General features: G+C 57.6%; 19 protein-coding genes. 17 read left to right on the forward strand and 2 right to left on the reverse strand.

The features are described from left to right. The first annotated feature begins 5 nt into the window (after positions 1 to 5). The 11 genes from ABIE59_RS00870 (at position 6) to ABIE59_RS00920 (ending at position 10880) form a co-directional block, all read left to right on the forward strand. Positions 6 to 848, forward strand: a complete 843-nt coding sequence (locus tag ABIE59_RS00870; protein WP_061331101.1) for an AAA family ATPase — start codon at positions 6 to 8, stop codon at positions 846 to 848. A 22-nt stretch (positions 849 to 870) separates the two neighbouring features. Further along, positions 871 to 2049: a vWA domain-containing protein gene (locus ABIE59_RS00875; protein WP_061331102.1), complete on the forward strand. Its 1179-nt coding sequence runs from the start codon at positions 871 to 873 to the stop codon at positions 2047 to 2049. A 437-nt stretch (positions 2050 to 2486) separates the two neighbouring features. Next, positions 2487 to 2966 carry an AraC family transcriptional regulator gene (locus ABIE59_RS00880; protein WP_323847476.1) on the forward strand — a complete coding sequence of 160 codons (480 nt, stop codon included), beginning with the start codon at positions 2487 to 2489 and terminating at the stop codon, positions 2964 to 2966. A 6-nt stretch (positions 2967 to 2972) separates the two neighbouring features. After that, the gene (locus ABIE59_RS00885) at positions 2973 to 4616 is read left to right on the forward strand and encodes a tetratricopeptide repeat protein (protein ID WP_354443400.1); all 1644 of its coding nucleotides are present in this window, start codon (positions 2973 to 2975) and stop codon (positions 4614 to 4616) included. Next, a complete protein-coding gene (gene bamD / locus ABIE59_RS00890; protein ID WP_354443402.1) occupies positions 4613 to 7408 on the forward strand; it encodes an outer membrane protein assembly factor BamD in 2796 nt (931 codons plus the stop codon). Before ABIE59_RS00885 ends, bamD begins: the two co-directional genes overlap by 4 nt. Then, positions 7401 to 7892 carry a tetratricopeptide repeat protein gene (locus tag ABIE59_RS00895; RefSeq protein WP_152438058.1) on the forward strand — a complete coding sequence of 164 codons (492 nt, stop codon included), beginning with the start codon at positions 7401 to 7403 and terminating at the stop codon, positions 7890 to 7892. Before bamD ends, ABIE59_RS00895 begins: the two co-directional genes overlap by 8 nt. Next, complete coding sequence (locus ABIE59_RS00900; RefSeq protein WP_354443404.1) at positions 7889 to 8224, forward strand: hypothetical protein; 336 nt, start codon at positions 7889 to 7891, stop codon at positions 8222 to 8224. Before ABIE59_RS00895 ends, ABIE59_RS00900 begins: the two co-directional genes overlap by 4 nt. 25 nt (positions 8225 to 8249) lie before the next feature. Next, a complete protein-coding gene (locus ABIE59_RS00905) occupies positions 8250 to 8897 on the forward strand; it encodes a MotA/TolQ/ExbB proton channel family protein (RefSeq protein ID WP_354443406.1) in 648 nt (215 codons plus the stop codon). Between the two features lie 42 nt (positions 8898 to 8939). Beyond that, complete coding sequence (locus ABIE59_RS00910) at positions 8940 to 9470, forward strand: ExbD/TolR family protein (protein WP_354443408.1); 531 nt, start codon at positions 8940 to 8942, stop codon at positions 9468 to 9470. Then, positions 9467 to 9955 (forward strand): ExbD/TolR family protein, encoded by a 489-nt coding sequence (locus tag ABIE59_RS00915; RefSeq protein ID WP_106695666.1) that lies wholly within the window; start codon positions 9467 to 9469, stop codon positions 9953 to 9955. The genes ABIE59_RS00910 and ABIE59_RS00915 overlap by 4 nt, the downstream gene beginning before the upstream one ends. Continuing rightward, the gene (locus tag ABIE59_RS00920; RefSeq protein ID WP_354443410.1) at positions 9948 to 10880 is read left to right on the forward strand and encodes an AgmX/PglI C-terminal domain-containing protein; all 933 of its coding nucleotides are present in this window, start codon (positions 9948 to 9950) and stop codon (positions 10878 to 10880) included. Before ABIE59_RS00915 ends, ABIE59_RS00920 begins: the two co-directional genes overlap by 8 nt. A 12-nt stretch (positions 10881 to 10892) precedes the next feature. Here the strand turns inward: ABIE59_RS00920 and ABIE59_RS00925 are convergent, their stop codons facing one another. Then, entirely contained in the window at positions 10893 to 11378 is a 486-nt protein-coding gene (locus tag ABIE59_RS00925; RefSeq protein ID WP_058089678.1) for a MaoC/PaaZ C-terminal domain-containing protein, read from the reverse strand. Between the two features lie 234 nt (positions 11379 to 11612). On the opposite strand from ABIE59_RS00925, the gene ABIE59_RS00930 reads away from it, so the two are divergent. The 3 genes from ABIE59_RS00930 (at position 11613) to ABIE59_RS00940 (ending at position 18644) form a co-directional block, all read left to right on the forward strand. Next, positions 11613 to 13289 (forward strand): long-chain fatty acid--CoA ligase, encoded by a 1677-nt coding sequence (locus tag ABIE59_RS00930; protein WP_354443413.1) that lies wholly within the window; start codon positions 11613 to 11615, stop codon positions 13287 to 13289. A 223-nt stretch (positions 13290 to 13512) separates the two neighbouring features. After that, positions 13513 to 17373, forward strand: coding sequence for an ATP-dependent RNA helicase HrpA (hrpA, locus tag ABIE59_RS00935; protein WP_354443691.1), 3861 nt, complete (start codon positions 13513 to 13515; stop codon positions 17371 to 17373). A gap of 149 nt (positions 17374 to 17522) precedes the next feature. Further along, complete coding sequence (locus ABIE59_RS00940) at positions 17523 to 18644, forward strand: beta-ketoacyl-ACP synthase III (RefSeq protein WP_354443415.1); 1122 nt, start codon at positions 17523 to 17525, stop codon at positions 18642 to 18644. 6 nt (positions 18645 to 18650) lie between these two features. Here ABIE59_RS00940 and ABIE59_RS00945 read toward each other — a convergent pair whose 3' ends face one another. Then, positions 18651 to 19058, reverse strand: a complete 408-nt coding sequence (locus ABIE59_RS00945; protein ID WP_061331114.1) for an acyl-CoA thioesterase — start codon at positions 19056 to 19058, stop codon at positions 18651 to 18653. A gap of 89 nt (positions 19059 to 19147) precedes the next feature. On the opposite strand from ABIE59_RS00945, the gene ABIE59_RS00950 reads away from it, so the two are divergent. The 3 genes from ABIE59_RS00950 to ABIE59_RS00960 are packed head-to-tail and all read left to right on the forward strand — an operon-like array spanning position 19148 to position 23142. Then, positions 19148 to 19921: an MlaA family lipoprotein gene (locus ABIE59_RS00950; protein WP_354443417.1), complete on the forward strand. Its 774-nt coding sequence runs from the start codon at positions 19148 to 19150 to the stop codon at positions 19919 to 19921. Between the two features lie 23 nt (positions 19922 to 19944). Further along, a complete protein-coding gene (locus ABIE59_RS00955; protein ID WP_354443419.1) occupies positions 19945 to 21432 on the forward strand; it encodes a DUF3336 domain-containing protein in 1488 nt (495 codons plus the stop codon). Positions 21433 to 21444: 12 nt separating this feature from the next. Beyond that, positions 21445 to 23142 carry an ExeA family protein gene (locus ABIE59_RS00960; protein ID WP_354443421.1) on the forward strand — a complete coding sequence of 566 codons (1698 nt, stop codon included), beginning with the start codon at positions 21445 to 21447 and terminating at the stop codon, positions 23140 to 23142. Positions 23143 to 23144 lie beyond the last annotated feature (2 nt).

Raw genomic sequence — 23144 nt, forward strand, 5'->3', positions numbered from 1 at the left:
GACACATGAAGTTTACCGGTACCGATAAATACGTAGCCACCGATGACCTGCAGATGGCTGTAAACGCAGCAATCGCGCTCCAGCGCCCGTTGCTGATCAAAGGCGAGCCCGGCACCGGAAAAACCCTGCTGGCGGAAGAAATGGCCGCGGCGCTGGGTATGCGCCTGATTCCCTGGCACATCAAATCCACCACCAAGGCCCAGCAGGGCCTGTACGAGTATGATGCGGTATCCCGCCTTCGTGATTCCCAGCTGGGCGATGAAAAGGTCAAGGACATCCGCAACTACATCGTCAAGGGCAAGCTCTGGGAGGCCTTCGAGGCCGATGAGCAGGTGGTGCTCCTGATCGATGAAATCGACAAGGCCGACATCGAGTTCCCGAACGATCTGCTGCTGGAACTCGACCGCATGGAGTTCTTCGTATACGAAACCCAGGAATTCGTGAAAGCGAAGAAGCGCCCGATTGTGGTCATTACCAGTAACAACGAAAAGGAGCTGCCAGACGCCTTCCTGCGCCGGTGCTTCTTCCACTACATCAGCTTCCCGGACCACGACACCATGAAAGACATCGTGGATGTGCATTTCCCGGGCCTTCAGCAACAGGTTGTGCGTGATGCCCTCGAAGTGTTCTTTGACGTGCGCAAGGTGCCCGGGCTGAAGAAAAAGCCGTCCACCTCGGAGCTGATTGACTGGTTGAAACTGCTGATGGCCGATGAGCTGTCTGCCAAGGCGCTTCAGGAGAAGGACAGCAGTTCTGCACTGCCGCCTCTGTATGGCGCCCTGGTGAAGAACGAGCAGGATGTTCACCTGCTGCAGAAGCTGGCGTTCATGGCACGTCGCCGCAACTGATCTCTGGCAAGAGTTTCGCTTTATGTTGATCGATTTTTTCCTCGAAGTGCGCCGGGCCAAGGTTCCGGCCAGTCTGCGAGAGTTCCTCGACCTGCTGGAGGCTATCCAGCAGCGTCTGGCGTTTGCAGACATGGAGGAGTTCTATTACCTGGCACGGGTGTGCCTCGTCAAAGACGAAAGGCACTTCGACAAGTTTGACCGGGCTTTCAAAGCGTATTTTGAAGGCATCGAGAACCTGGACGATCTGCTTGAAGCCCTGATCCCCGACGACTGGTTAAGGGCCGAATTCGAGAAGCACCTTACCGAAGAAGAAAAAGCCAAGATTGAATCCCTGGGCGGCCTTGAGGAGTTGATTGAAACCTTCAAGAAGCGCATGGAAGAGCAGAACGAGCGCCACGCTGGCGGCAATAAATGGATCGGTACCGGCGGTACGTCTCCCTTCGGTGCCAACGGCTACAATCCTGAGGGCTTTAGGATTGGTCAGAAAAACGGCCGCCACGGCCGGGCCGTCAAGGTCTGGGAAAAACGGGAATACCGTGATCTCGACGACAGCATCACCCTGGGGCTGCGCAACATCAAGGTGGCCCTGCGCCGGTTGCGTAAATTCGCTCGACAGGGGGCGGCAGATCAACTGGATATGGATGACACCATCCGTTCCACCGCCCGCAACGCCGGCTACCTGGATCTGAAAATGGTGCCAGAGAGGCACAACGCGGTGAAGGTTCTGATCTTCTTCGACGTCGGCGGCTCCATGGACCCACACGTCAAAGTATGTGAAGAGCTGTTCTCCGCCGCCAGGCTTGAGTTCAAGCACATGGAGTATTTCTACTTCCACAATTTTATCTATGAGAGTGTGTGGAAGAACAATATTCGCCGCATGAATGAGACCCTGAGCACCTGGGACATCCTGCACAAGTACACCCCGGACTATAAGGTTATCTTTGTTGGGGACGCCACCATGGCACCTTACGAGATTACCCATCCCGGTGGGTCTATCGAGCACTGGAATGAAGAAGCCGGCGCCACCTGGTTCCAGCGGGTGTCGGAGCATTTCCGCAAGGTGGTTTGGCTGAACCCACTACCGGAAAGTTACTGGGGTAGCGGTGGTTCGCTGGGCATAACCAAGCAGTTGGTCAATAATCATATGTACCCACTGACCATTGAGGGGCTTGAATCCGCCATGAAGCACCTGAGCAAGTAGTTCTGTTCGAGGTGGGTGGATCAAAAAAAGCCGATGCGGTTGAGGGCATCGGCAAAGCTCGGCATATTCAAGCGGGGGTTGCCAGAAGGCGCTCCCGCCGCTTTCCCCGTAGCAAGCCTTGGGCCACTGGTAAATAGGCTTTAATTATCAACTGGTTACCATTTTAGTTCGGCCATATCCACTGGCCCTCTTCGTTCCCGCCTTTTGTTCTGTCAAATAACTCGACACTTATTCCTACGCCACTGCCGGCGAAAGTTTCATTTGGTGAATTGGATACCGTTCTTGGTTGTTAGCGGGTGTTACTCTTTATTTCGAATTGTAACGGTGCCCGGTTTTGCCGGGGCCCGAGATCGCACGGCAGGAAAATTATGTTCGGCAAACAAAAATCACAACACTGCCGGATTGTCCCAGGGACCAAGGGGCTTTGGATATCCGGAATGATGGCCGCACTGGCATTCGGCTCTGTTTCAGCTTCATCGCTGGACGATGAAATCGACCGCCTGACAGCGGACGTTACCCGTCATTCGGCATCGGTGCATGCCCTTGAGCAACGCTTGCTGCACCCGGTGGATACCCGTGTCTCGGTATTCCTGACCCTGGGGAACCGGCAGGCACTCAATCTTGATTCTGTTGAACTCTTTATCAACGATCAGCCCGTAGCGTCCCATCTATACAGCGCCACGGAGCGAACGTCGTTGGAGCAGGGTGGGGTGCAGCAGCTATTCGTAGGCAATATGGCTGACGGCAACCACCAGCTGAAGACGGTGATCAACGCCCGCGCTGCCAACAAGCGCTTTGTCCGCCGTGAGGTGGTTCACCGGTTTGATAAACGTCCGGGTACTTTGCGGCTACAGATGAATCTCGATGCCCGGGCTCCGGACTACGAGCCGGAAGTCACGTTCCAGGAATGGAAGTAGCCGATCATGACGGGACCTGTTCGCACCGTTCATTGCGCTGCCCGGGCTTTGCTGGTGGTTTGTACGCTGGCGGTGCCTCAGGCAGGCGCATCTGAGTCTGTGCCGACAGAGCTGGCCACGGGTGTTGCCCGGTTTGCGCTGGATACCGGGAATATCGCACAGGCTATTCCTCTGGCCGGCCAGGTCAAAGGCGATTCCGCCGACTACCTTAACGCGCGAGTGTTGCTGGCCAGTGGCCGGACCAGTGAGGCGAAACGGTTGCTGGAGCGTGTGTTCAACAGCAACGTTCATCGCGCCGAAGCCGCTCTGGAGCTTGCCCGACTGGCAGAGGCGGGAGGGGATCAGGTCGAAGCTGACCGGTGGTATCAGGAGGTTGTCCGAACCGGATTTGGCGAGGTTCGCCAAAGAGCACTGCTGAACCTTGCGGAAACACAGCGGCAGCAGGGAAAAACGGATCGTGCCGGCCAATACCTTGCCAGTATGGACGACGGTTACTGGGCCGCAGTGGGCTATATGAACCTGGCGGGCGATTTCGCCCGGGATGACCTTGATCCATCAAGGGCCCTGGTGTCTTTGAGGGTTGCCATGGCCATGGCTGCGAAAGACCCCGACAGTGCCCGTAGCGCGGATCTGCGCAATCAGCTTTATCTCCGGGCAGGCTATTTGTCTGTGCGCAATCAGGATTACGACAAGGCCACAGACTTCCTTGAGAAAGTCTCTCTGGAGAGCTATTACACCCCCCAGGCCCTGTACCTGCATGGTTTCGCCCTGTCCGAAAAGGGCAATCACCGAGCGGCGATGCAGAGCTGGCACCGTGCCAAGAAATTCCCGCTGGCGTTTCCCGGGGTGGCCGATGCCTGGATAGGAATGGGCCGTGGATACGATCTGGCGGGCTATCCGGGGCAGGCTGGTGAAGCCTGGCTTGCTGCCAACGCTGCTTACGAAGGGGAGCGGGTAACGCTTGGCAAGCTCGCAGAGCGAATCCGTGCTGAAGGCGCCTACAAGGCGCTGGTGGCAGACGCACGGGGCGCAGATACCCAATGGTTCCTTGCCGACAGCCGAACGTTGACCCAGCCCCGGCTGGCTTACCTTCTTCGCTTCCTTGAGAGCGCCGAGGGGCAGTCGGCGGTTGGCCGCGTAGCCCGGCTTGATGATCTGGCGTTCTCCCTGGAGAGCAGCAAGCATGACCTCGATGTATTTATCGGTGCCCTGGAAAACAACCATTATGGTGGTGGGGGCAGCCAACTGGCCGCGTTGCAGGAGCAGCAAGACACGTTAACCCGGCAACTTGAACAGCTTGCGGATCGCCCATTGAGTGCAGATCACATCGCCCGGCTTCGGCAGCTGCAGCGTTTGCTTCAGTCTGGAGGGCAGCGTCTGTCGTCCTTGCCCCGTCGTGAAGCCGGCAGGCAAGAGCAGTTGCGGGACAACCTTGCCGAGGCCCGGCAATTGCGGGACGAGATCTCCAGCCTGCAGACCCGTGTGAGCAAAGCCCGCACCCGGGCTGCTGACTACCTTGATAAAAAAGCGCTGGCCCTGGTTGCCGCTGAACAGCAGCGGATGGCCCACTCCCTGGATAAAACCGAACAACAGATTGCGCACCTATACGAGTATCTTGCGTTGGAAAACATCGGGGAGGCTGCCCGATGAATCGTCAGTTTATGCGTCGGTTGTCGCTCGCTGTAATCCTGATATCTGCAGTTCCAGGTGGGAGCGTAGCGGCCCAAGAATCGTTCCGTGTGGAACTTGGCCGGGATGGCGAAACCCTGGGCGATATGCGCCCGGTGTTTCTCAAGTTTGAAAGCCGCCCCCTGCCTGCAATCTCGCCGAAAGAGGTGGCTCGTCGCTATCAGAAACTGTTCGAGAAGTCCGACGAACCTGAAGTCCGTATTGATGCGCTGAATCGCCTCAATAACATCCGAGACCGTTCCGGCCAGGATATTGGCTTCTCCGATGAGCAGCAGTCGGCGGTCTATGAAGAGGCTCTGGCCAGCTATGAGAGCATCCTGGCCCGCGGATCCTTCTCCGGCAAACTCGACGAGTTGCTCTATCAGATGGCCAAAGCCCATGCACTGACTGGACAACATGAAGAGTCCATCCAACGACTCAGACAGCTGGTGGGCCTGTACCCTCGCTCATCACTGGTGCCGGAAGCCCGGTTCCGGATTGCCGAAGCTGCCTATAACGCCGGCGAGTATCAGGAAGCGGAAACCGGGTATCGGCAGTTGATTGAAGGTGACGGTCACCAGGACCTGGCCATGAAAGCCCGTTACATGCTGGGTTGGAGCCAGTTCAAACAGGGGCCCGCGGCCTGGAACCGGTCGGCCGAGACGTTTATGGCATTGCTGGATCAACACCTTCCCAGCGAAGCCACGTTGCTGGATCCGCCGCACACTGGTTTGGACATGATTGAAGACAGTTTTCGGGTGCTGGCTTTGATTGCCGCCCGGGCTGACAACTCTGCGACATTGGCGGCGTGGCTTGGTAACCGAGCGCCAGTGGCCTGGCCGCACCTGCTTTACGACCGGCTGGCTGATTTGCACGCCCTTGAAGGGCGTTTTGATCTGGCCGTTGGCATTAACCAGGCGTTCGCCGGGAACTATCCCGAGCATTCAGCCGCTCCGGATTTCCTGGCTCAGAGTGTGGATTACTGGCGGATGGCGGGCGACACCAGTAAGGCTCGTGAAGCGAGGGCAGATTATGTGGCCCGATACCAGTCACAGCCGAAGTTTCAAGAGTTGAGGGGCCAACAGCAGGCTCTCTGGCGGGACTATTCACGCTTCCTGGGGGATTACCATTATGCCGCACAGGATTGGACCAGTGCGGCTGGCTACTATGAAGTACTTGCAGGCCATTCCGGCGACACTGGCAAACTGTTGCACCTGGCCGGCGATGCCCGGTTACAGGCCGGCAACCGCAACAAGGCTCTGGAGAACTATCGCAGCGCCGCCTACGGCGCCCGTGGGGGCGGCCAGCAGCGGTACCCCGATGCGGCCGAGGCGGGTTGGGCTGCTATCAAGGTGTTGAAATCGACCCTTGAGGAAAGCGCTGCCGGGGCAGCCAGAGGCGTCTTGGCGGAGTTATCCAGTGAGGAGCAACAATTCGGCAAAACCTTTACGCAGGACCCCAGGCTTTCAGGTTTGAGGGCTGACCTGGCAAACCGCTGGTACGAGGTTGGTGCCTATGATGAGGCACTGGCGTATGCCCGTTCGACACTGGTTCTTGAATCGGCAAAGACCGAAGAACGTTATGCCACCTGGCTGGTGACCGCCCGGGTACGCCAGAGAACCGGGGAGTTCGGGCTGGAAGAGCGGGCCTGGCGACAGGCGCTGTTGCTGGTGGACAGCGAGCCTGATCTGGCCACAACTCCGGACGAACCGGAACAGATTCGTGAGCAACTGGCGACGGCCATCTACCGGCAAGGTGAGAGAGCGGCAGCCAGTGGCGACACTGCCGTGGCAGTCGCCCATTTCCAGCGTGTGAATTCCGTTGTGCCCAATACCGAGATTGCCATCCGGGCGCGCTTTGATGCCAGTAATGCATTGCTCAAGGCTTCTGAATGGCAAACGGCCATTAACGAGCTGAACCGTTTCCGGCTCGACTACCCGGCCCATGAGCTCACGGAAGAGGTCAGTGAAAAGCTGGTATACGCCTACCATGAATCCCGCCAACCTCTGAAAGCAGCCGGTGAACTGATGGCTGCCTCTGAACGTGCGCAAGAACCCTGGCCGCTGAAGCTACGCGCTGCGGCGCTCTACCACCAGGCCGGTGAATTGCCCGAGCGCAATGCCCTTTATATGGATTGGCTGGCGGTTGCTCCGGATCCGGATGCGGCGGCTGACCATGTGCAGCAGCAAACCATGCGCCATAGGTTGATTGAATCCGGTGTTGATTCCGTGCGCCAGCAGAAAGCGATGGTCACCCGTGAAGCAGCGAGCCAGTGGCACTCGGAAGAAACCCTGCTGTGGGCCGGCAAGGCGGCGCTGGCCCTGGGTGCTTCGGTGGCTCAGGAATTTGCTGCCATCCGCTTGGAACATCCCCTGGAGCGGGCACTTGAACGCAAGCAAAAGGCAATGGAGCAGGCCCAGGCCTATTTCCTCGAAGCGGAATCCTTTGCCGGAGAAACTGTAGCATCAGAGGTGCTATACCGAAGGGCCGAGCTCTATCGCACCCTGGCGGCAGACTTAATGGCTTCTGAGGTACCGTCAGAACTCAATGAGCTGGAAGCCATGCAATACCAGATGCTTCTGGAAGAAGAAGCCTGGCCGCTGGAAGAGCGGGCAATGGAATTGCATTCCAGGAATCACGGGCGCATTGCCAGCCAGGGTTTTGATGAATGGATTGGTCAGAGCCTGGAGGCGCTGGCCGTCATGCACCCGGGGCGTTACGACCGTGAACTTCGCTGGATGAGCTGGAACATGGAGGAGAACGAAGGTGCATAGAGGTTTTCACTACGCGCAACGTGCCCTGATCATCTCGGTGCTGGCGGGTTTGACCGCTTGCGCTACTGGCCCCGGCAAAGCCCCCGAGCGGGCCGCGGTGCAGCCTGTGCATTCACCGGAACAGGCGAGAGAGTGGGCCATAAAGGGGGTGAACGCCCATGAGAACGGCGACATCCCTGGGGCCATCAAGGCCTGGCAGACCTCGGTGGCCCTGGACCCCAGCGACGCGACAACGGTCAATAACCTGGCGCTTTTGCTGAAACAGCAAAACCGTTTCCGGGACGCGGCCAACCTGCTGGAGCAGGGCGTGGAGGCGGCTCCGGACGTTGCCCAGCTGCATTACAACCTGGCGGTGATCAGTGAGCTTTATCTACTGGATCTTGATAAGGCGCTGGTTCATTACCAGCGATACCGGGCGTTGACCGCCGAGGAAGACAAGCTGGTTGCTGGCTGGATCGCCGACCTTGAGCGGAGGCTGCAATGAGCATCGGCCGGAATCTTCTCCGCCTCTGCATTGTTGTGCTGGCCAGTGGTTTTTTCCAGGCGGCCACCGCCGAAGACCGGGAGCAATCGGCCCTGACAGTGAGCGGTTTGTCTGCCAGCGTGGGGGACGATGACCCCAGGGTGCTTTACATTCTGCCCTGGCAGAACCCGACGCTGCCCAGAAGGCCCAGGGCAGAGCTCAATAGCCAGGCGCCGGAGCTTAACCAACCCCTTTCCCCTCAGGTGCTGGAGAATCATCGCCAGTTCCGGGAATCCCTGAACCCATTGGTCCTGGAGCCAGCCGTGAATGCGGCCGGTCCGGGCCAACCGTGACCCTGCAGTAAACGGAGACAAAGGCATGTTCGATACCATCATTCGATTTTTTCAGGACGGCGGTCCATTCATGTACCCCATTGCCATTGTGTTGGCGCTGGGGCTGGCGATCACGCTTGAACGGTTTCTGTATCTGGGGTCGGTGCGGCGGCGAAATCGTCTGGCGTTTGAGCGCGGTATTCTGCCCGAGCTGCAAAAACGTGACTACCAGCGCGCCATGAAGGCGGCAACCAGTTCCGACAGTGCCATTGCCTCGGTGCTCGGGGCGGGTATTTCCCGGTTGTTGAATAACAGCCGCCGTGAAGATATCGAATACGCTATGGAAGAAGGTTTGATGGAAGTACTGCCGCGCCTGGAAAAGCGCACTCAGTACCTGGCAACCCTGGCCAATGTGGCCACTCTTTTGGGCCTGCTTGGCACCATCATTGGCCTGATCGCGGCGTTCACCGCCGTTGCTGCAGCCGATCCTGCCCAGAAGGCCACCCTGTTGTCGGAAAGCATCTCGGTAGCCATGAACACCACCGCGTTTGGCCTGATATCCGCCATTCCCTTGCTGTTGTTCCATGCCCTGTTGCAAACCCGCACCAATGAAATCGTGGACAGCTTCGAGATGGCCGGGGTCAAGCTGTTGAATATGGTGTCAGATCCCGACGCCGGCAGGGTAGCCGCCTGATGCACTTCGTGTTTCAGCCAGGGTAAACAGGAGTATGGCGATATGAGACGCAGACATCGCAGGCTGACGGCTCAGGCGGATCTGGACATTACCGCGTTTCTGAACCTGATGATTGTGTTGGTACCGGTGTTGTTGCTGGGCATGGTATTCACCCAGATCCGCATGATAGAGCTGAATTTTCCCGGGATGGAAGCCGGGCAGGCGCCAGCCTCTGAAAATTTCCGGCTGGTGGTCACTGTTATTCCGGGTGGCCTGGAAGTGGCCGACAGTGAGCGTGGGCTGATTGAAGTGCTTCCGGTCAAGGATGGGGGCCAGGACTACCAGGGGCTCAGCACTGTTCTTCAGCAGATCAAGGCCCGTATGCCCGAAAAGACCGACGTAACCCTGGAAGTAGGCCCGGATGTGGATTATCAGACACTGGTAACCGTTATGGACACAGTCCGCTCTTACCCGGCAGTCGTTGCCGCCAGCGTGGTGGAGGCTGAGTTGTTCCCCGATGTGTCCCTGATGGATGCAGGCGAAGATCGCTCCCTGGCTCAGCGTGCCCCGGCAGCAGACGGAGGTGGCGTATGAAGGCATCACGCCGCGCCCGTCTGCGCCAACGCCATTACGGCAGGATGCACAAGGCCGGTGGCCTGAACCTGGTGTCGCTGATGGATATCTTCACCATTCTGGTGTTCTTTCTGATGGTGAATTCCTCCGATGTGAAGGTCATGCAGAATACGGCAGACGTGCCTTTGCCCACCTCGACGGCGGAGAAAGAAGCCGTGGAGAATCTGACCGTGCAGATCAGTGGCCGGTCTATTCTGGTTCAGGGCCGGGAAGTGGCAAGGCTGGACGGCATTGAGGCCTCGGACACTCACATTGCGGGCCTGTCTGAGGAGCTGGCGTATCGCCGGGGCCGCTGGGCGGAAGTGCCAGATCAGGGACTGGAAGTCACCATCATGGCGGGGAAAGAGACCGACTACCGGTTACTGCGCAAGATCATGCAAACCTGCGTGGACGAGGATTTCCGACAGGTCCGGCTGGCGGTAGAGGCGGAGGTGCGCAATGGCTGAACGCAAGCCGAGCACACAAATTTCCCGCCTTCCCTGGAGCAGTGATGGACGGGAGAGCGCGCGTTTCGGTGTAATACTTGCGGTCGTGGTTGCGCTGTTTCTGGTGCCGGCACTCATCATTCCAAACCTGCATGTACCCGAACGGGAACGGTCCGAAGCAGAGCGCATTCCGCCGCGGCTGGCGCAATTGGTGGAGGCGCCAAAACCCGTTGTAGTTGAAGTGCCAGAGCCAGAGCCGGAGCCTGAAGCCGAGCGGGCAGAAGCTGAACCCGTCGTGGCCGACCCGGAACCCCGTCCGGAAACCAGGGTCTCGACACCCCCGGAGCAGACCACTGAACAGGCGAGGGAAAACGCCGCCCGTTCTGGTTTGTTTGCCATGAAAGACCGGCTTGCGGCACTGAGGGCGCCTGAGCCCTCAGCCCGGCCCGAGAACCGAACCGCTAATATTGGTGATGTACAGGCAGGGGTAAAGCAACCGATAGACGACCGCTCCAGGGTGTTAGCCGGCAGTGGCGGCGTCCAGAGCCGTGAGGGGCCGGCCCGGGAAGTGGCGCTGGCAGAGCAGAGCGTGCAAACCGTTTCGGCGCCCCGGGAAGTGGCGGTTGCCCCGGCAACCCCGGCCAGGCCCTCGGTAGGTGAGCGGGCCATGAGCAATATCCGGCAGGTGTTTGATACCCAGAAAAGTGTGCTCTATGCCCTGTACCAGCGGGAGCTGCGACAGGACCCGACGCTGGAGGGCAAGGTCACCCTGGAGCTGGTGATAGAGCCGGACGGCTCGGTGTCCGCATGCCAGGTGGTCAGCTCAGAGCTGGGCAACCCGGCCCTGGAGCAGCGCATTGCCATGCGGGTACAGATGTTCAACTTTGGTGCTGACAATGTCGAAACCCGGAAGGTTCGGTTCCCGATTGATTTCCTCCCGGGCTGACAGAATCCGACCTCAGCTTTCGATAGTAATTTTCGGCAGGCGTGGCTTTTGCAGTGAGATTTTCTCGGTGGGGGCGATAACTTTCGCCTCGCCGGTAACCACCTGGCTGTCATTCTGATTGCGCACATCGCACTGGAGTACCACGCGATTCTTCGGTTCTTTGCGCAGTACGGTGAGGGTGACGGTCAGCGTGTCGTCCAGTTTGACCGGGCGCTTGAACGACAGGCTCTGCTCAAGGTAAATGGTGCCGGGGCCGGGCATGACCGTGGCCAGTGCGGCAGAAATCAGAGAGCCACTCCACATTCCATGGGCAATGCGCTCCTTGAACATGGACTCCGCGGCAAACTCGGAGTCCAGGTGTACCGGGTTCACATCGCCCGAAACCGCAGCAAACAATACCAGCTCATCTTCGGTCAGTGTCCGGGTGAAGGTGGCAGAATCGCCCTCGTTCAATTCGTCATAGGTAATATTTTCAAGGGTATCCAGGGTGTCGCTCATCACAGACTCCGGTGACGGAAGAAGTGTTTGAAAGGGGTATACAGTTGTACCGGTTAACGCTTTGAAAACTACCTCATCGTTAACAAAACTGCTATTCTCTCCCGACTTTTTAAGGCTGAGACTTTTGTCGGGTTGATTTTTTGACCAGTTCGGCCTTGGCAAAACATTACAATCAGGGAGTTTCTGAACCCATCCGGTTGCTCCCCAATAGCGCCAATCAGACAGGAGATGGTGATGGATTTTGAGCAGTTCTATCAAGACAAGTACCCCGCCGGCATTCCCCGTGAGGTAGATCTCAAGAAATACAAAAACATGGTGGATGTATTTGAACAGGCTGTTAAGAAGTTTGCAGACAAGCCTGCGTTCACTGCGGTTGGCGTTACCCTGACATACCGGGATCTTGATACTCAGAGCCGTAATTTTGCGGCCTGGCTGCAGAACAAAACCGATCTCAAACCGGGTGATCGCATTGCGGTGCAAATGCCCAACATTACCCAGTACCCGGTGATTGTCTTCGGTGCCATGCGTGCTGGCCTGATCGTGGTTAACACCAACCCGCTGTACACCACCCGTGAAATGGAGCACCAGTTCAATGATTCCGGTGCCAAGGCGCTGGTGGTGCTGGCCAACATGGCAGATAACGCGGAAAAAGTGCTGCCCCATACCGGCATTGAACACGTGATCGTGACTGAAATTGCCGATATGCATTCACCCATCAAGCGTACCCTGATGAACGCTGTGGTGAAGCACGTCAAGAAGATGGTTCCGTCCTACAACCTGCCGACTGCCCACAAACTGCCGGCGGTGCTCAGTGCCGGTGCCCGTGAGAAGTTCACCCCGGTCGACATCAATCTGGATGATCTGGCTGTACTGCAGTACACCGGTGGCACCACGGGTGTTGCCAAGGGCGCGATGCTGACTCACGCGAACCTTGTGGCCAACCTGACCCAGGTGCGCCCGATGATGGAAGACCAGGTAGAAGAGGGCAAGGAAGTGGTGATTGCGCCGCTGCCGCTGTACCACATCTACTCGTTTACCCTGAACTGCGGCATCATGCTGGAAGCCGGTGCCCACAACGTTCTGATCCCGAACCCGCGGGATATTCCGGGCTTCGTGAAAGAAATGCAGAAGCAGAAGTTCTCTGCTTTCATCGGCCTGAACACCCTGTTCGTTGCCCTGTGTAACAACGAGGACTTCCAGGACCTGGATTTCTCTGGCCTGAAGCTCACGGCTTCTGGTGGTATGGCGCTGACCAGCGATACCGCAAAAATGTGGGAGCGGGTGACAGGCTGTGAAATCAGTGAAGGTTACGGCATGACGGAAACCTCTCCGGTGGTTACCTTCAATCCCCGTAGCGCCATCCAGATCGGCACCATCGGCCTGCCAATCCCGTCCACCGAGATCAAGACCATTGACGACGACGGTAACGAGACACCCATCGGTGAGCCGGGTGAGTTGTGTGTCAAGGGCCCGCAGGTCATGCGCGGTTACTGGCAGCGGCCGGAAGACACCCAGAAGTCCTTCACCGAGGATGGTTTCCTGAAAACCGGTGATGTTGCCCTGATCCAGGAAGATGGCTACATCCGCATTGTTGATCGCAAGAAAGACATGATCATTGTGTCCGGCTTCAACGTGTTCCCGAATGAGATTGAAGACGTGGTAACCAGCCATCCGAAGGTGGTTGAGTGTGCCGCCGTAGGCATTCCAGACGCCAAGAGTGGCGAGGCCGTGAAGGTCTATGTGGTGCCCACAAAAGAAGGCGTAACTGCAAACGAACTGAAAGAGTTCTGCCGCGAGCGCCTGACCGCCTACAAAGTGCCCAAGCACTTTGAGTTCCGGGATGAGCTGCCCAAGAGTAACGTGGGCAAGATTCTGCGCCGCGAACTGCGGGACGAAGCCAACGCCAAGTAAACGGCGAATGGTGCAACCGTCAGGTTGCACCGCTTCCCATCCCACAAAGACCCTGCTCAGGCAGGGTCTTTGTGTTTCTACCGTTCGGATTTCCCGCTAGACTGTGGCGCCTTGTGATGCATCCACCAATCCATGAGTCTGTTGCCGTTCAATGACTGATAAAACAACCCCCGATAACGCCCGATCAACCGCCGTTGATCCACAGGCCGCAGTGAAGGCCTTTATGAGCCAGCTGGATGTCTGTAACCAGCAGGAGGCGGCGCGCATTATCCGCAGGGTTGGCCGAACCAAGGGCAAGCCGGGCCAGAAAGACCTGGAGCACATGGCGAGCTGGTTGGAGCAGGGGCTTGAGAAGGTGCGCCAGCGCCAGGCATTGCACCGCCCGGCAAGTTTTCCGCCCGGGCTTCCGGTCAGTGATCGGGTTGATGACATCAGCGAGGCTATCCGTAACCATCAGGTGGTGATCATCGCCGGTGAAACCGGCTCCGGTAAAACCACCCAGATCCCGAAAATCTGCCTGAACCATGGCCGTGGCGTTCGTGGGCTTATTGGCCACACCCAACCGCGCCGGATTGCCGCGCGCAGTGTCGCCGCCCGTATCGCCGAAGAGCTTGGTGAACAGGTTGGCCAGCAGATCGGTTACCAGGTGCGCTTTACCGATAACACCTCGGAGGCGTCCCGGGTCAAGGTCATGACTGATGGCATCCTGCTGGCGGAGATCCAGCACGATCGCTTTCTGGATCGTTATGACACCCTGATTATCGATGAGGCCCATGAACGAAGCCTGAATATCGATTTCCTGCTCGGGTATCTCAAGCAACTGTTACCGAAACGGCCGGATCTGAAAGTCATCATTACCTCTGCCACCATTGAGGTTGATCGCTTCAGCGAGTTCTTCGATAAAGCACCGGTTATTGAGGTCAGCGGCCGAACATTCCCTGTGGATGTGCGCTATCGGCCCCTGACCGGTGATGAAGACGACCGGGACCAAGGCTGGACAGACGGTGTGCTGTCGGCCCTTGAGGAGATCGAGCAGCACGAGCGTAAAGAGAAACAGCCCCCCGGAGATGTGTTGGTGTTCCTGCCGGGTGAGCGGGAAATTCGGGCGCTCAGTAAAGTGCTGCGGCATGCGGAGTTGCGACACACCGAAGTATTGCCGTTATATTCCCGGCTCAGTAACCAGGAACAGAACCGGGTTTTCCAGGCCCATAAAGGCCGGCGGCTTGTGTTGTCCACCAACGTGGCGGAAACCTCGCTGACGGTACCCGGTATTCGTTACGTGATCGATACCGGGGTTGCGCGAATCAGCCGTTACAGCGTTCGCTCCAAGATTCAGCGCTTGCCGATCGAGCCAATCTCCCAGGCCAGCGCCAACCAGCGGGCGGGGCGTTGCGGGCGAGTGGCGCCAGGTATCTGTTTCCGTCTCTATGATGAAGCCGATTTTCTTAACCGGCCCGAGTATACCGATCCGGAAATCCTGAGAACCAATCTGGCCTCGGTCATCCTGCAAATGGCCACCTCGGGCCTGGGCGATATCCAGAATTTCCCCTTCCTGGAAGCGCCGGATCGCCGCCAGGTGAACGATGGCTACAAATTGTTGGAAGAGCTGAGCGCTGTTGATGACAAACGCCGAGTGAGCCGTCTCGGCCGGACCATGGCTCGCCTGCCGCTGGACCCACGTCTGGCCCGAATGCTGGTGACCGCCGCCGAGCAGGGCAGCCTGAGCGAAGTCCTGATTGTGATTGCCGGCCTCAGTGTCCAGGACCCAAGAGAGCGGCCCCAGGATAAACAGCAGGCAGCCGACCAGGCCCACGCCCCGTTCAACGACAAGGAGTCAGACTTTGCCACCTTGTTGAATATCTGGAACTGGTTTGAGGAACAGCGCCAGGAGCAATCCCAGAACCAGCTAAAGAGACTGTGCCAGAAAACCTTCCTGAGCTGGATGCGAATGCGCGAGTGGCGGGATATTCACCGGCAACTGACGTTGATCTGTCGGGAGCAGAAACTGGCACTGAACAAGCAGCCGGCAAGCTATGAGTCCATGCACAAGGCGATTCTTGCCGGTTTGCTGGGCCACGTTGCGGTCAAGGTAGAGAAACGGGAGTACCTGGCCACCCGCAACCGCAAAGTGATGATCTTCCCCGGTTCGAAGGTGGCCAAGTCCGGGCCCAAGTGGATTGTGGCGGCGGAAATTGTGGAAACCAGCAAGGTGTTCGCCCGGATGGTTGCCGCCATCCAGCCGGAATGGGTTGAACCCCTGGCGGGCCATGTGGTGAAACACCACTTTTTCGAACCTCACTGGGAGCAGAAGCGTGCCCAGGTGATGGGTTACGAGAAGGTGACGCTTTATGGACTCGATATCGTCGCCAAGCGGCGCATTCCCTACGCCAAGGTGGACCCGGAAGAATGCCGGAATCTGTTCATCCGGCGCGCTCTGGTGGAGGGGGATTACCACTCGAAAGCTCCGTTTATTGCCCGCAATCGGGAGATGCTCGATACCGTCGAGAATCTGGAGAAGAAGACCCGCCGCCGTGACCTGTTGGTGGATGACGAGGTGTTGGTGGCCTTTTACGACCAGAGGCTGCCGAAAGACATTGTTAGCGGCCGCCACTTTGAAAGCTGGTGGAAGGGCCTGTCTGCCGACGAACTTCGCAAACTGGAATTGACCGAGGCCGATGTGTTGCAGCGCCCGCTGGACCAGGGCGCTGCGGAGCAATATCCAGATTATCTGGAGTGGGAAGGCGTCAAGTACCCGCTCAGTTACGAATTCGAGCCCACCAGCGAGCGGGACGGGGTAACCCTGCAGGTGCCGTTGATGGCGCTCAAGCAGATTCCGTCTCGCCGGCTGGAATGGCTGGTGCCGGGGCTGTTGCGAGAAAAATGTATCGCCCTGGTGAAAGGGTTGCCCAAATCCCTGCGCCGTAACTTTGTGCCGGTCCCGGATTTCGTGGATGCGGCCCTGGCCAACATGCAGCCTGGCAACGAACCCCTGGCCCTGAAGCTGGGGGATCAACTGCGCCGGATGACGGGTGTGCAGATTGATCCGGAAGCCTGGCCGGAGGACGAACTGCCCCGGCACCTGCGGATGAACCTTCGGGTAACCGGAGACAAAGGCAAAGTGGTGGCAGAGAGCCGGGATACCGACGATTTGCTGGCCAAGCTGGAGGGTCGGGCGGAAGCGGCGCTGGCCTCGGCTACCAGCGATGATGATCGTTCAAAAGCACCGAAAGAATTCAGTGACTGGCAGTTCGGCAAGATGCCCGAGCAGGTGCAGACTGAGAAAGGTGGTATGCAGGTAACGGTCTATCCCGCCCTTGAGGACCTGGGTAAGCAGGTACGGTCCATTCGCTGCCTGGACCGGTTAACCGCTGAGGACACCCTGCGCCGGGGTATTGCCCGGCTGATCATCAACCGGTTTGGCAACACCCTCGCGGACCTTGAGCGAAAGCTGCCCCGGTTCAAACAGTCGGCGCTGCTGTTTGCCCCGGTAGGACAGGCAAAGGTGCTGCTGGACGATCTGTTGTTGTCTGCGGTGATGCAACACTTCCTGCCCGGAAGCCTGCCCAGAGACGAAGAAAGCTTTATCCGAGTGTTCGATGCCCACCGCGGCGATTTTATTCCGGCGCTTGAGCAGGCCGACGAGCGCCTTTATCAGGCTATGGCCGGTTATCAGAAAGTGGCCAAACAGCTTAAAGGCAAGATCAATCTGGCGTTGGCGCAAAGCATGGCCGATCTGAAATTCCAGCTTCAGCACCTGGTCTACCCGGGGTTTCTGGTGGCCACGCCGTCACAATGGCTGGAGCGCTTCGGGGTGTATTTCGAGGCGGCCTTGATCCGGCTTGAGAAAATGCCCCGGGAGATGGGGCGCGAGAGGGAATTCCTGCACACCATTGAACCTCTCTGGGCACGCTATGCCACCAAGCTCGAACAGCAGAAACGCCAGGGCGTGCAGGACCCTGAACTGGAGCTGTATCGCTGGATGCTGGAAGAATACCGGGTCTCATTCTTTGCCCAACAACTGGGCACGGCGATGACCGTATCGGCCAAGCGACTCGACAAACAGTGGCAGAATACACGGGTGTAGGAGCTGAACAGGGTGCTTCTCGGGCCAGTATGGGGGAAGGCTGCACCGTTCTGGTGCTACTGGACTTTGGTCAGGCGGGCAATTCCGGCCGTGTGTGTTAGTATTTCTGACAGCATAGTGTCTTATTACAACCATGACGTGGGGTTATTGTGATTAAAGCCGTCATCAGCGGAACCGGCCTGTATACGCCACCCGCCATTATTGAAAACGATCAACTGGTTGAAGCCTTCAATCAATACGTAGAGCTGTATAACGATGAACACGCGGAAGAGATAGCCCGCGGTGAACTGACGGCTCTGCAACCTTCGTCATCTGCCTTTATTGAAAAGGCATCGGGTATCAAGCGCCGTCATGTGATTGACCGAGACGGTATTCTGGACCCGAGGCGCATGACACCGAATATTCCGGACCGGGATAACGAAGAACCGTCAGTTCAGTGCGAGATGGCCATTGTGGCCTGCAAGGAAGCACTTGAGCAGGCGGGCAAAACCACGGCGGATGTGGATGCGGTGATTGTTGCCTGTTCCAACCTGCAGCGGGCGTATCCGGCTATTTCCATTGAAGTCCAGCAAGCCATGGGCATCGACGGTTTTGCCTATGACATGAATGTGGCCTGCAGCTCCGCCACCTTTGGCATCCAGGCTGCGGTGAACGCGGTGGAAAACGGTAGCGCCAGAGGGGTTCTGGTGGTCAGTCCGGAAATCTGCTCCGGGCATCTGAACTTCCGGGACCGGGACAGCCACTTCATATTCGGCGATGCCTGCACGGCGATTCTGGTGGAAAGGGAAGAGGACACCCAGGCAGGCCAGGGTTTTGAAATTCTCGGCACCCGCCTGAAGACTCAGTTTTCCAACAATATCCGGAACAACTTTGGCTTCCTGAACCGGGCAGACGAATCGGGTATTGGCAAGCCGGACAAGCTATTCATCCAGCAGGGTCGCAAAGTGTTCAAAGAGGTGTCACCCCTGGTGGCAGACACCATTCAGGGCCATCTGGCATCCCTGCAGCTGACGCCTGAAGACCTCAAACGCATGTGGCTGCACCAGGCCAACCTGAACATGAACCAGTTGATTGCCAGAAAGGTTCTCGGCCGGGATGCAACGGTCGAGGAAGCGCCGGTGATTCTGGACGAATACGCCAACACCAGTTCGGCTGGTTCGATCATTGCCTTCCATAAACACAAGGATGACCTGAAAACCGGCGACCTGGGCGTGATTTGCTCCTTCGGCGCCGGCTATTCCATCGGTAGCGTGGTTGTTCGCCACCGATAAGGCCTGTTACCTCGCTGCCAGCGCCCTGAGGGTGTCTGGCAGGGGGGTGGACTTTCGGGAAGCCCGATCCATCCAGACAATCTTGGCGTAGCCTTCCGCGTAAACCACCCCTGTATCTGAATCTTTCAGCAGGTGGTAGGTATCCAGACTGGTATTTCCTGCTTTGTCCGCGTATGTTTCAACCACGACGTTGGCGGGGTGAGTCAATTCCTTCAGAAATGTGGCACTGGTCTTTATAATGACCGGTCCGGTTGGCTCTTCCGCGCCACCCAGTTCCAGTGACGACAGCCAGACAATCCGGGCTTCTTCAAAGAAGCGGAAGTAAACCGTGTTATTGGCGTGGCCGTATGCATCCATATCGCCCCATCGCAGCGACATGGTCAGGGAACTGACGGGATTTCCCGGTACTGACATCTGATTTCCTCCGGATGACTCTCATAATAAAAACCCAGGGCCGGTATTGTCGACGAACTGAAACAGGTTAAACAACCCAAGAGAGCAAAATGAGAAACCTTTTAACCCGGCGCCTGACCATGCTGGCTGCTTTGTTCCTGCTGACGTTTGCAGGTGGTCAGTTACACGCCCAAAACATGCAGGAGCCGGTTTCCGAGGGTTCCACCCCGGTCAATACCAATGATCCTTACGAGAACTGGAACCGGAAGGTGTTTTCGTTCAACGATGCCATTGACCGTTGGTTTCTCCGCCCAGTCGCTCAAGCCTACCGCATCGTCACGCCTACGTTTGTTGACCGTGGTATTACCAATTTTTTCAATAATCTCACCGAAATCCGCAATTTCAGCAACAGCCTGCTGCAGTTGAAAGGGGAGTCGGCGGTGGTTGCCGCCGGGCGTTTCACCTACAACACAGTGTTTGGCCTTGGCGGTTTCTTCGATGTGGCCACTGCCTTTGACTTGCCCGAACGCCCGGAAGATTTCGGTCAAACCCTGGGGTACTGGGGCGTTGGCTCTGGCCCCTACCTGGTAATGCCGCTTCTCGGCCCGGCGACTCCTCGTTATTTTACCGGCATGGCAACCGACGGGTTTCTGTTACCATCAGCCTGGGATGAGGTCAGCAGTCCGGAGTGGTATTACCTGCGGGCACTGCAGCTTGTAGACAAACGGGCCGACCTGATCCCGGCAGAGGGCTTCATTTCTGGTGACCGGTACACGTTTGTGCGTAATGCGTTTCTGCAGCGTCGTGAATTTCTGATTAACGATGGTAAGATCACGCAAGACCCCTTCGCTGATGATGACGATTTCATGCTCGAGGATTTCTGAGCGTTCATGCCGGGAGGCCGCAGGTGATCAAGGACCCCAGAATAGCCCGATTCCGAAAACTTCTGGCGGAGGCTCCCAATTACGAACAGTGGAAGGCCGCTGCGCTGGAGCTGGATTTTCTTGAAGGCAATGCGGAGTGGAAAGAAGATTTCGCCTCTGACCTTTATCACTATGAGCTGATCTACGACCGACTCAGCAACATCAAACAGTATCGTCAGCAGAACGACTTCGAGCGGCTGAAACGGGCGCTCCGGGAAGGCCTCCACCATGACCTGGGTAACATGGGCAATCCCGCGCTATATACCCACTCCCGGGTTGGCACCAAGCACCTCATTGAGGAATACATCACCCAGGTGTGCGAGGCTCTGGATTACCTGTGTGACCATCCGGTGCCCGGCTTTTCCGTCTACGACAAACTCCAGTTTTTCAGGGATACCCTGACCAGTTATGGCCGGCCAACACTGTTACTCAGTGGGGGCGCCAGCCTGGGCATGTTCCATTTCGGGGTAATCAAGGCGCTCTGGGAAAAAGGCCTCTTGCCTCAGGTGATTGCGGGGTCCAGTATTGGTGCCATTATTGCGGGTATCCTCGGGGTACATACCGATGCGGAAATCCCTGAAATGCTGGTGCCTGAGAACCATAACCTCAATGCCTGGAAGTGGCGGGGGATCCTGAGCGCCATGCGAGGTGATGGCCTGATGGATCAGGAAACACTGAAAAATTGCCTGCGGGCAAACATCGGCGACTATACCTTTGAAGAGGCCTACCAGCGCACCGGGCGAAGCATCAATATCAGTGTGTCGCCGGTACAGACGCACCAAAAGGCCAGATTGTTGTGTGGTTATACCTCACCTTATATTCAGGTATGGAGTGCGGCTCTTGCCAGTGCCGCTGTGCCGGGCATTTTCCCTCCCGTTACGCTGATGAAGAAAGATCTTTACGGTAATTCGCTGCCCTATATGCCCCGGTTGAAGTTTGTGGATGGCTCGGTAGTCAGCGACCTCCCCATTGAACGGTTGGTCCACCTGTACGATGTGAACTTCACCATCGTCAGTCAGACCAATCCCCATGTTGTGCCGTTCCTCAGCCAGCAGAGCCGTGACGAAAAGCTGTCCCTGGGCAGGCTGCCGATGCACCTGGTGAAGTCCGAGATCCAGTTCCACGGCCAGGGTGTGTTCGATTATCTGAGAAAGCGGGTTCGCCCGGAACTGATGCGGCAGATGGCTGGTCAGATGTACACCATCATGGCTCAACGCTACTCCGGTGATGTGACGATTGCGCCCACCTATGCATTCCGGGACTTCCGTCGTATGCTGTCCAACCCCAGTCCGGAGTATGTTCGTGAGATGATTCTGGCCGGTGAGCGCGCAACCTGGCCGAAAATTTCGATGATTCGCTCCCACGCACGCATTTCGAAAACGCTTGAACGGTGCGTTCGTCGCCTGAAACAACAGAACCGAAAGGCCGCTGAATTACGACTGGTCAGCGGAGCCGACAAGGCTAAACCCTGATCCTGAGGAACCATGTACTACGATTTTTTCGGCTTTAGGGAACCTCCGTTTTCAATCGCACCGGACCCTCGCTACCTGTACCTGAGTGATCGCCACAAGGAAGCACTGGCGCACTTGATGTACGGCGTGCAGGGGCAGGGCGGTTTCATCGTGATTACCGGTGAGGTGGGCACCGGTAAAACCACCGTTTGCCGCTGTTTTATTGAGAATGCTCCCGAGCATGTTGATATTGCACTGATTCTGAACCCGCGGTTGTCTGCCCGGGAGCTGTTGTCTTCGATCTGTGATGAGCTGGAAATCGACCATGCGCCGGAAGCAACGATCAAGCAACTGGTGGATGGCATCAATCAGGACTTGCTCAAGGCTCACGCTGCGGGCCGTCATAAAGTTCTGATCATTGACGAAGCCCAGAACCTGTCCGCCGATGTGCTGGAACAATTGCGCCTGCTCACCAACCTGGAAACTGCCGAGAAAAAGCTGCTTCAGATTGTGCTGTTGGGTCAGCCTGAGTTACAGGAGATGCTGGCACTGCCCGAATTACGCCAGCTCAACCAGCGTGTGACCGCCCGGTATCATCTGGATGCCATTGAGCAGGCAGATCTGCCGGCTTACCTTCGCTACCGTTTGAGTGTCGCCGGGCTGCGCGGGGATATCTTCAGCCCGGCCGCCGTCCGGAAACTCTATCGCCAGAGCCTGGGAATTCCCCGCCTGATCAACCTGATCAGTGATCGTGCGCTGCTGGGCGCTTATGCTGAGGGTGAACACCAGATCACGGCCGACCACATTCGACAGGCAGCTCGGGAAGTTCATGGTAACAGCCGCCTGAAGACCACCGGGGGTGGCAGGGAGGTTTCCCGCGCGGGTCATCTGTTGTTGTTATCGGCGTCGATTCTGGTGGCGATCATCGGCACCATCTGGTTGTTCCAGCTGCCGGTAACCGAGCAGACCCTCGCTGACGACCTCGAAGTACCCGCCATCTCCGGCGTCATCGAGCGTGTCAGTGATCCGGTGGTGGCTGAGCCCGAATTCGACACCGCTGAGCCGAATACGCTTCCGGAGCCAGCGGAACCCGGTGTAACCTCCTTTGAGTTTGAACGCCACACCCAAGCGCTGACCGAGGCATTTGGCCAGCTGTTCGGCGTTTGGGGCGAAGAGTATGACGCCCGGCAGTTTCCGGTTGCCTGCGATTACGCCCGGAGCGTCCGCCTTGGCTGCCTGGAACGGCAAGGCAGCCGACGAAGCCTGGAGTTTCTGGATCGCCCGGCGATTCTGCACCTTCGCAATGATCGAGGCGACACCGGCTATGTGGTGCTGCGATCTCTGGAGGGTGATACTGCCAGTATCGAGTTGACGGGTGAAACCCGGGAGATTCCGTTTCGCCAGTTAGAGCAGTATTGGTACGGTGATTTCCGGGTGCTGTGGCGAATGCCCGAATATATGTCGGGTGATGGTTTTTTTGCCGGAACTTCCGGGGCACAGCTATGGATGGGCGCACGGATGATGGAGCTGGCAGATCGGATATCGCCGAACCAGGCAGAGAGCGCCCGGGTAAAGCGGCTGACCACCGAAGAACAGGTGCGCTGGTATCAGGAGGTCAAAGGACTGACGGTGGATGGGATTGCCGGGCCGATGACCATTATCCAGATCAATAATGACCTGGGCACGAATGTACCCCGGCTGGTAGCGGCCCGTGTGGGCAATAGCGGGTAGGC

The sequence above is a fragment of the Marinobacter sp. MBR-99 genome (genome assembly GCF_040547575.1).
In the GTDB taxonomy this organism is placed as follows: Bacteria; Pseudomonadota; Gammaproteobacteria; order Pseudomonadales; family Oleiphilaceae; genus Marinobacter.

Coding starts and splice junctions, on each gene's coding strand:
- ABIE59_RS00960 (WP_354443421.1), top strand. CDS start 21,445: ATGTACTACGATTTTTTCGGCTTTAGGGAACCTCCGTTTTCAATCGCA.
- ABIE59_RS00905 (WP_354443406.1), top strand. CDS start 8,250: ATGTTCGATACCATCATTCGATTTTTTCAGGACGGCGGTCCATTCATG.
- ABIE59_RS00925 (WP_058089678.1), bottom strand. CDS start 11,378: ATGAGCGACACCCTGGATACCCTTGAAAATATTACCTATGACGAATTG.
- ABIE59_RS00875 (WP_061331102.1), top strand. CDS start 871: ATGTTGATCGATTTTTTCCTCGAAGTGCGCCGGGCCAAGGTTCCGGCC.
- ABIE59_RS00915 (WP_106695666.1), top strand. CDS start 9,467: ATGAAGGCATCACGCCGCGCCCGTCTGCGCCAACGCCATTACGGCAGG.
- ABIE59_RS00910 (WP_354443408.1), top strand. CDS start 8,940: ATGAGACGCAGACATCGCAGGCTGACGGCTCAGGCGGATCTGGACATT.
- ABIE59_RS00950 (WP_354443417.1), top strand. CDS start 19,148: ATGAGAAACCTTTTAACCCGGCGCCTGACCATGCTGGCTGCTTTGTTC.
- ABIE59_RS00945 (WP_061331114.1), bottom strand. CDS start 19,058: ATGTCAGTACCGGGAAATCCCGTCAGTTCCCTGACCATGTCGCTGCGA.
- hrpA (WP_354443691.1), top strand. CDS start 13,513: ATGAGCCAGCTGGATGTCTGTAACCAGCAGGAGGCGGCGCGCATTATC.
- bamD (WP_354443402.1), top strand. CDS start 4,613: ATGAATCGTCAGTTTATGCGTCGGTTGTCGCTCGCTGTAATCCTGATA.
- ABIE59_RS00920 (WP_354443410.1), top strand. CDS start 9,948: ATGGCTGAACGCAAGCCGAGCACACAAATTTCCCGCCTTCCCTGGAGC.
- ABIE59_RS00880 (WP_323847476.1), top strand. CDS start 2,487: ATGATGGCCGCACTGGCATTCGGCTCTGTTTCAGCTTCATCGCTGGAC.
- ABIE59_RS00885 (WP_354443400.1), top strand. CDS start 2,973: ATGACGGGACCTGTTCGCACCGTTCATTGCGCTGCCCGGGCTTTGCTG.
- ABIE59_RS00870 (WP_061331101.1), top strand. CDS start 6: ATGAAGTTTACCGGTACCGATAAATACGTAGCCACCGATGACCTGCAG.
- ABIE59_RS00930 (WP_354443413.1), top strand. CDS start 11,613: ATGGATTTTGAGCAGTTCTATCAAGACAAGTACCCCGCCGGCATTCCC.
- ABIE59_RS00900 (WP_354443404.1), top strand. CDS start 7,889: ATGAGCATCGGCCGGAATCTTCTCCGCCTCTGCATTGTTGTGCTGGCC.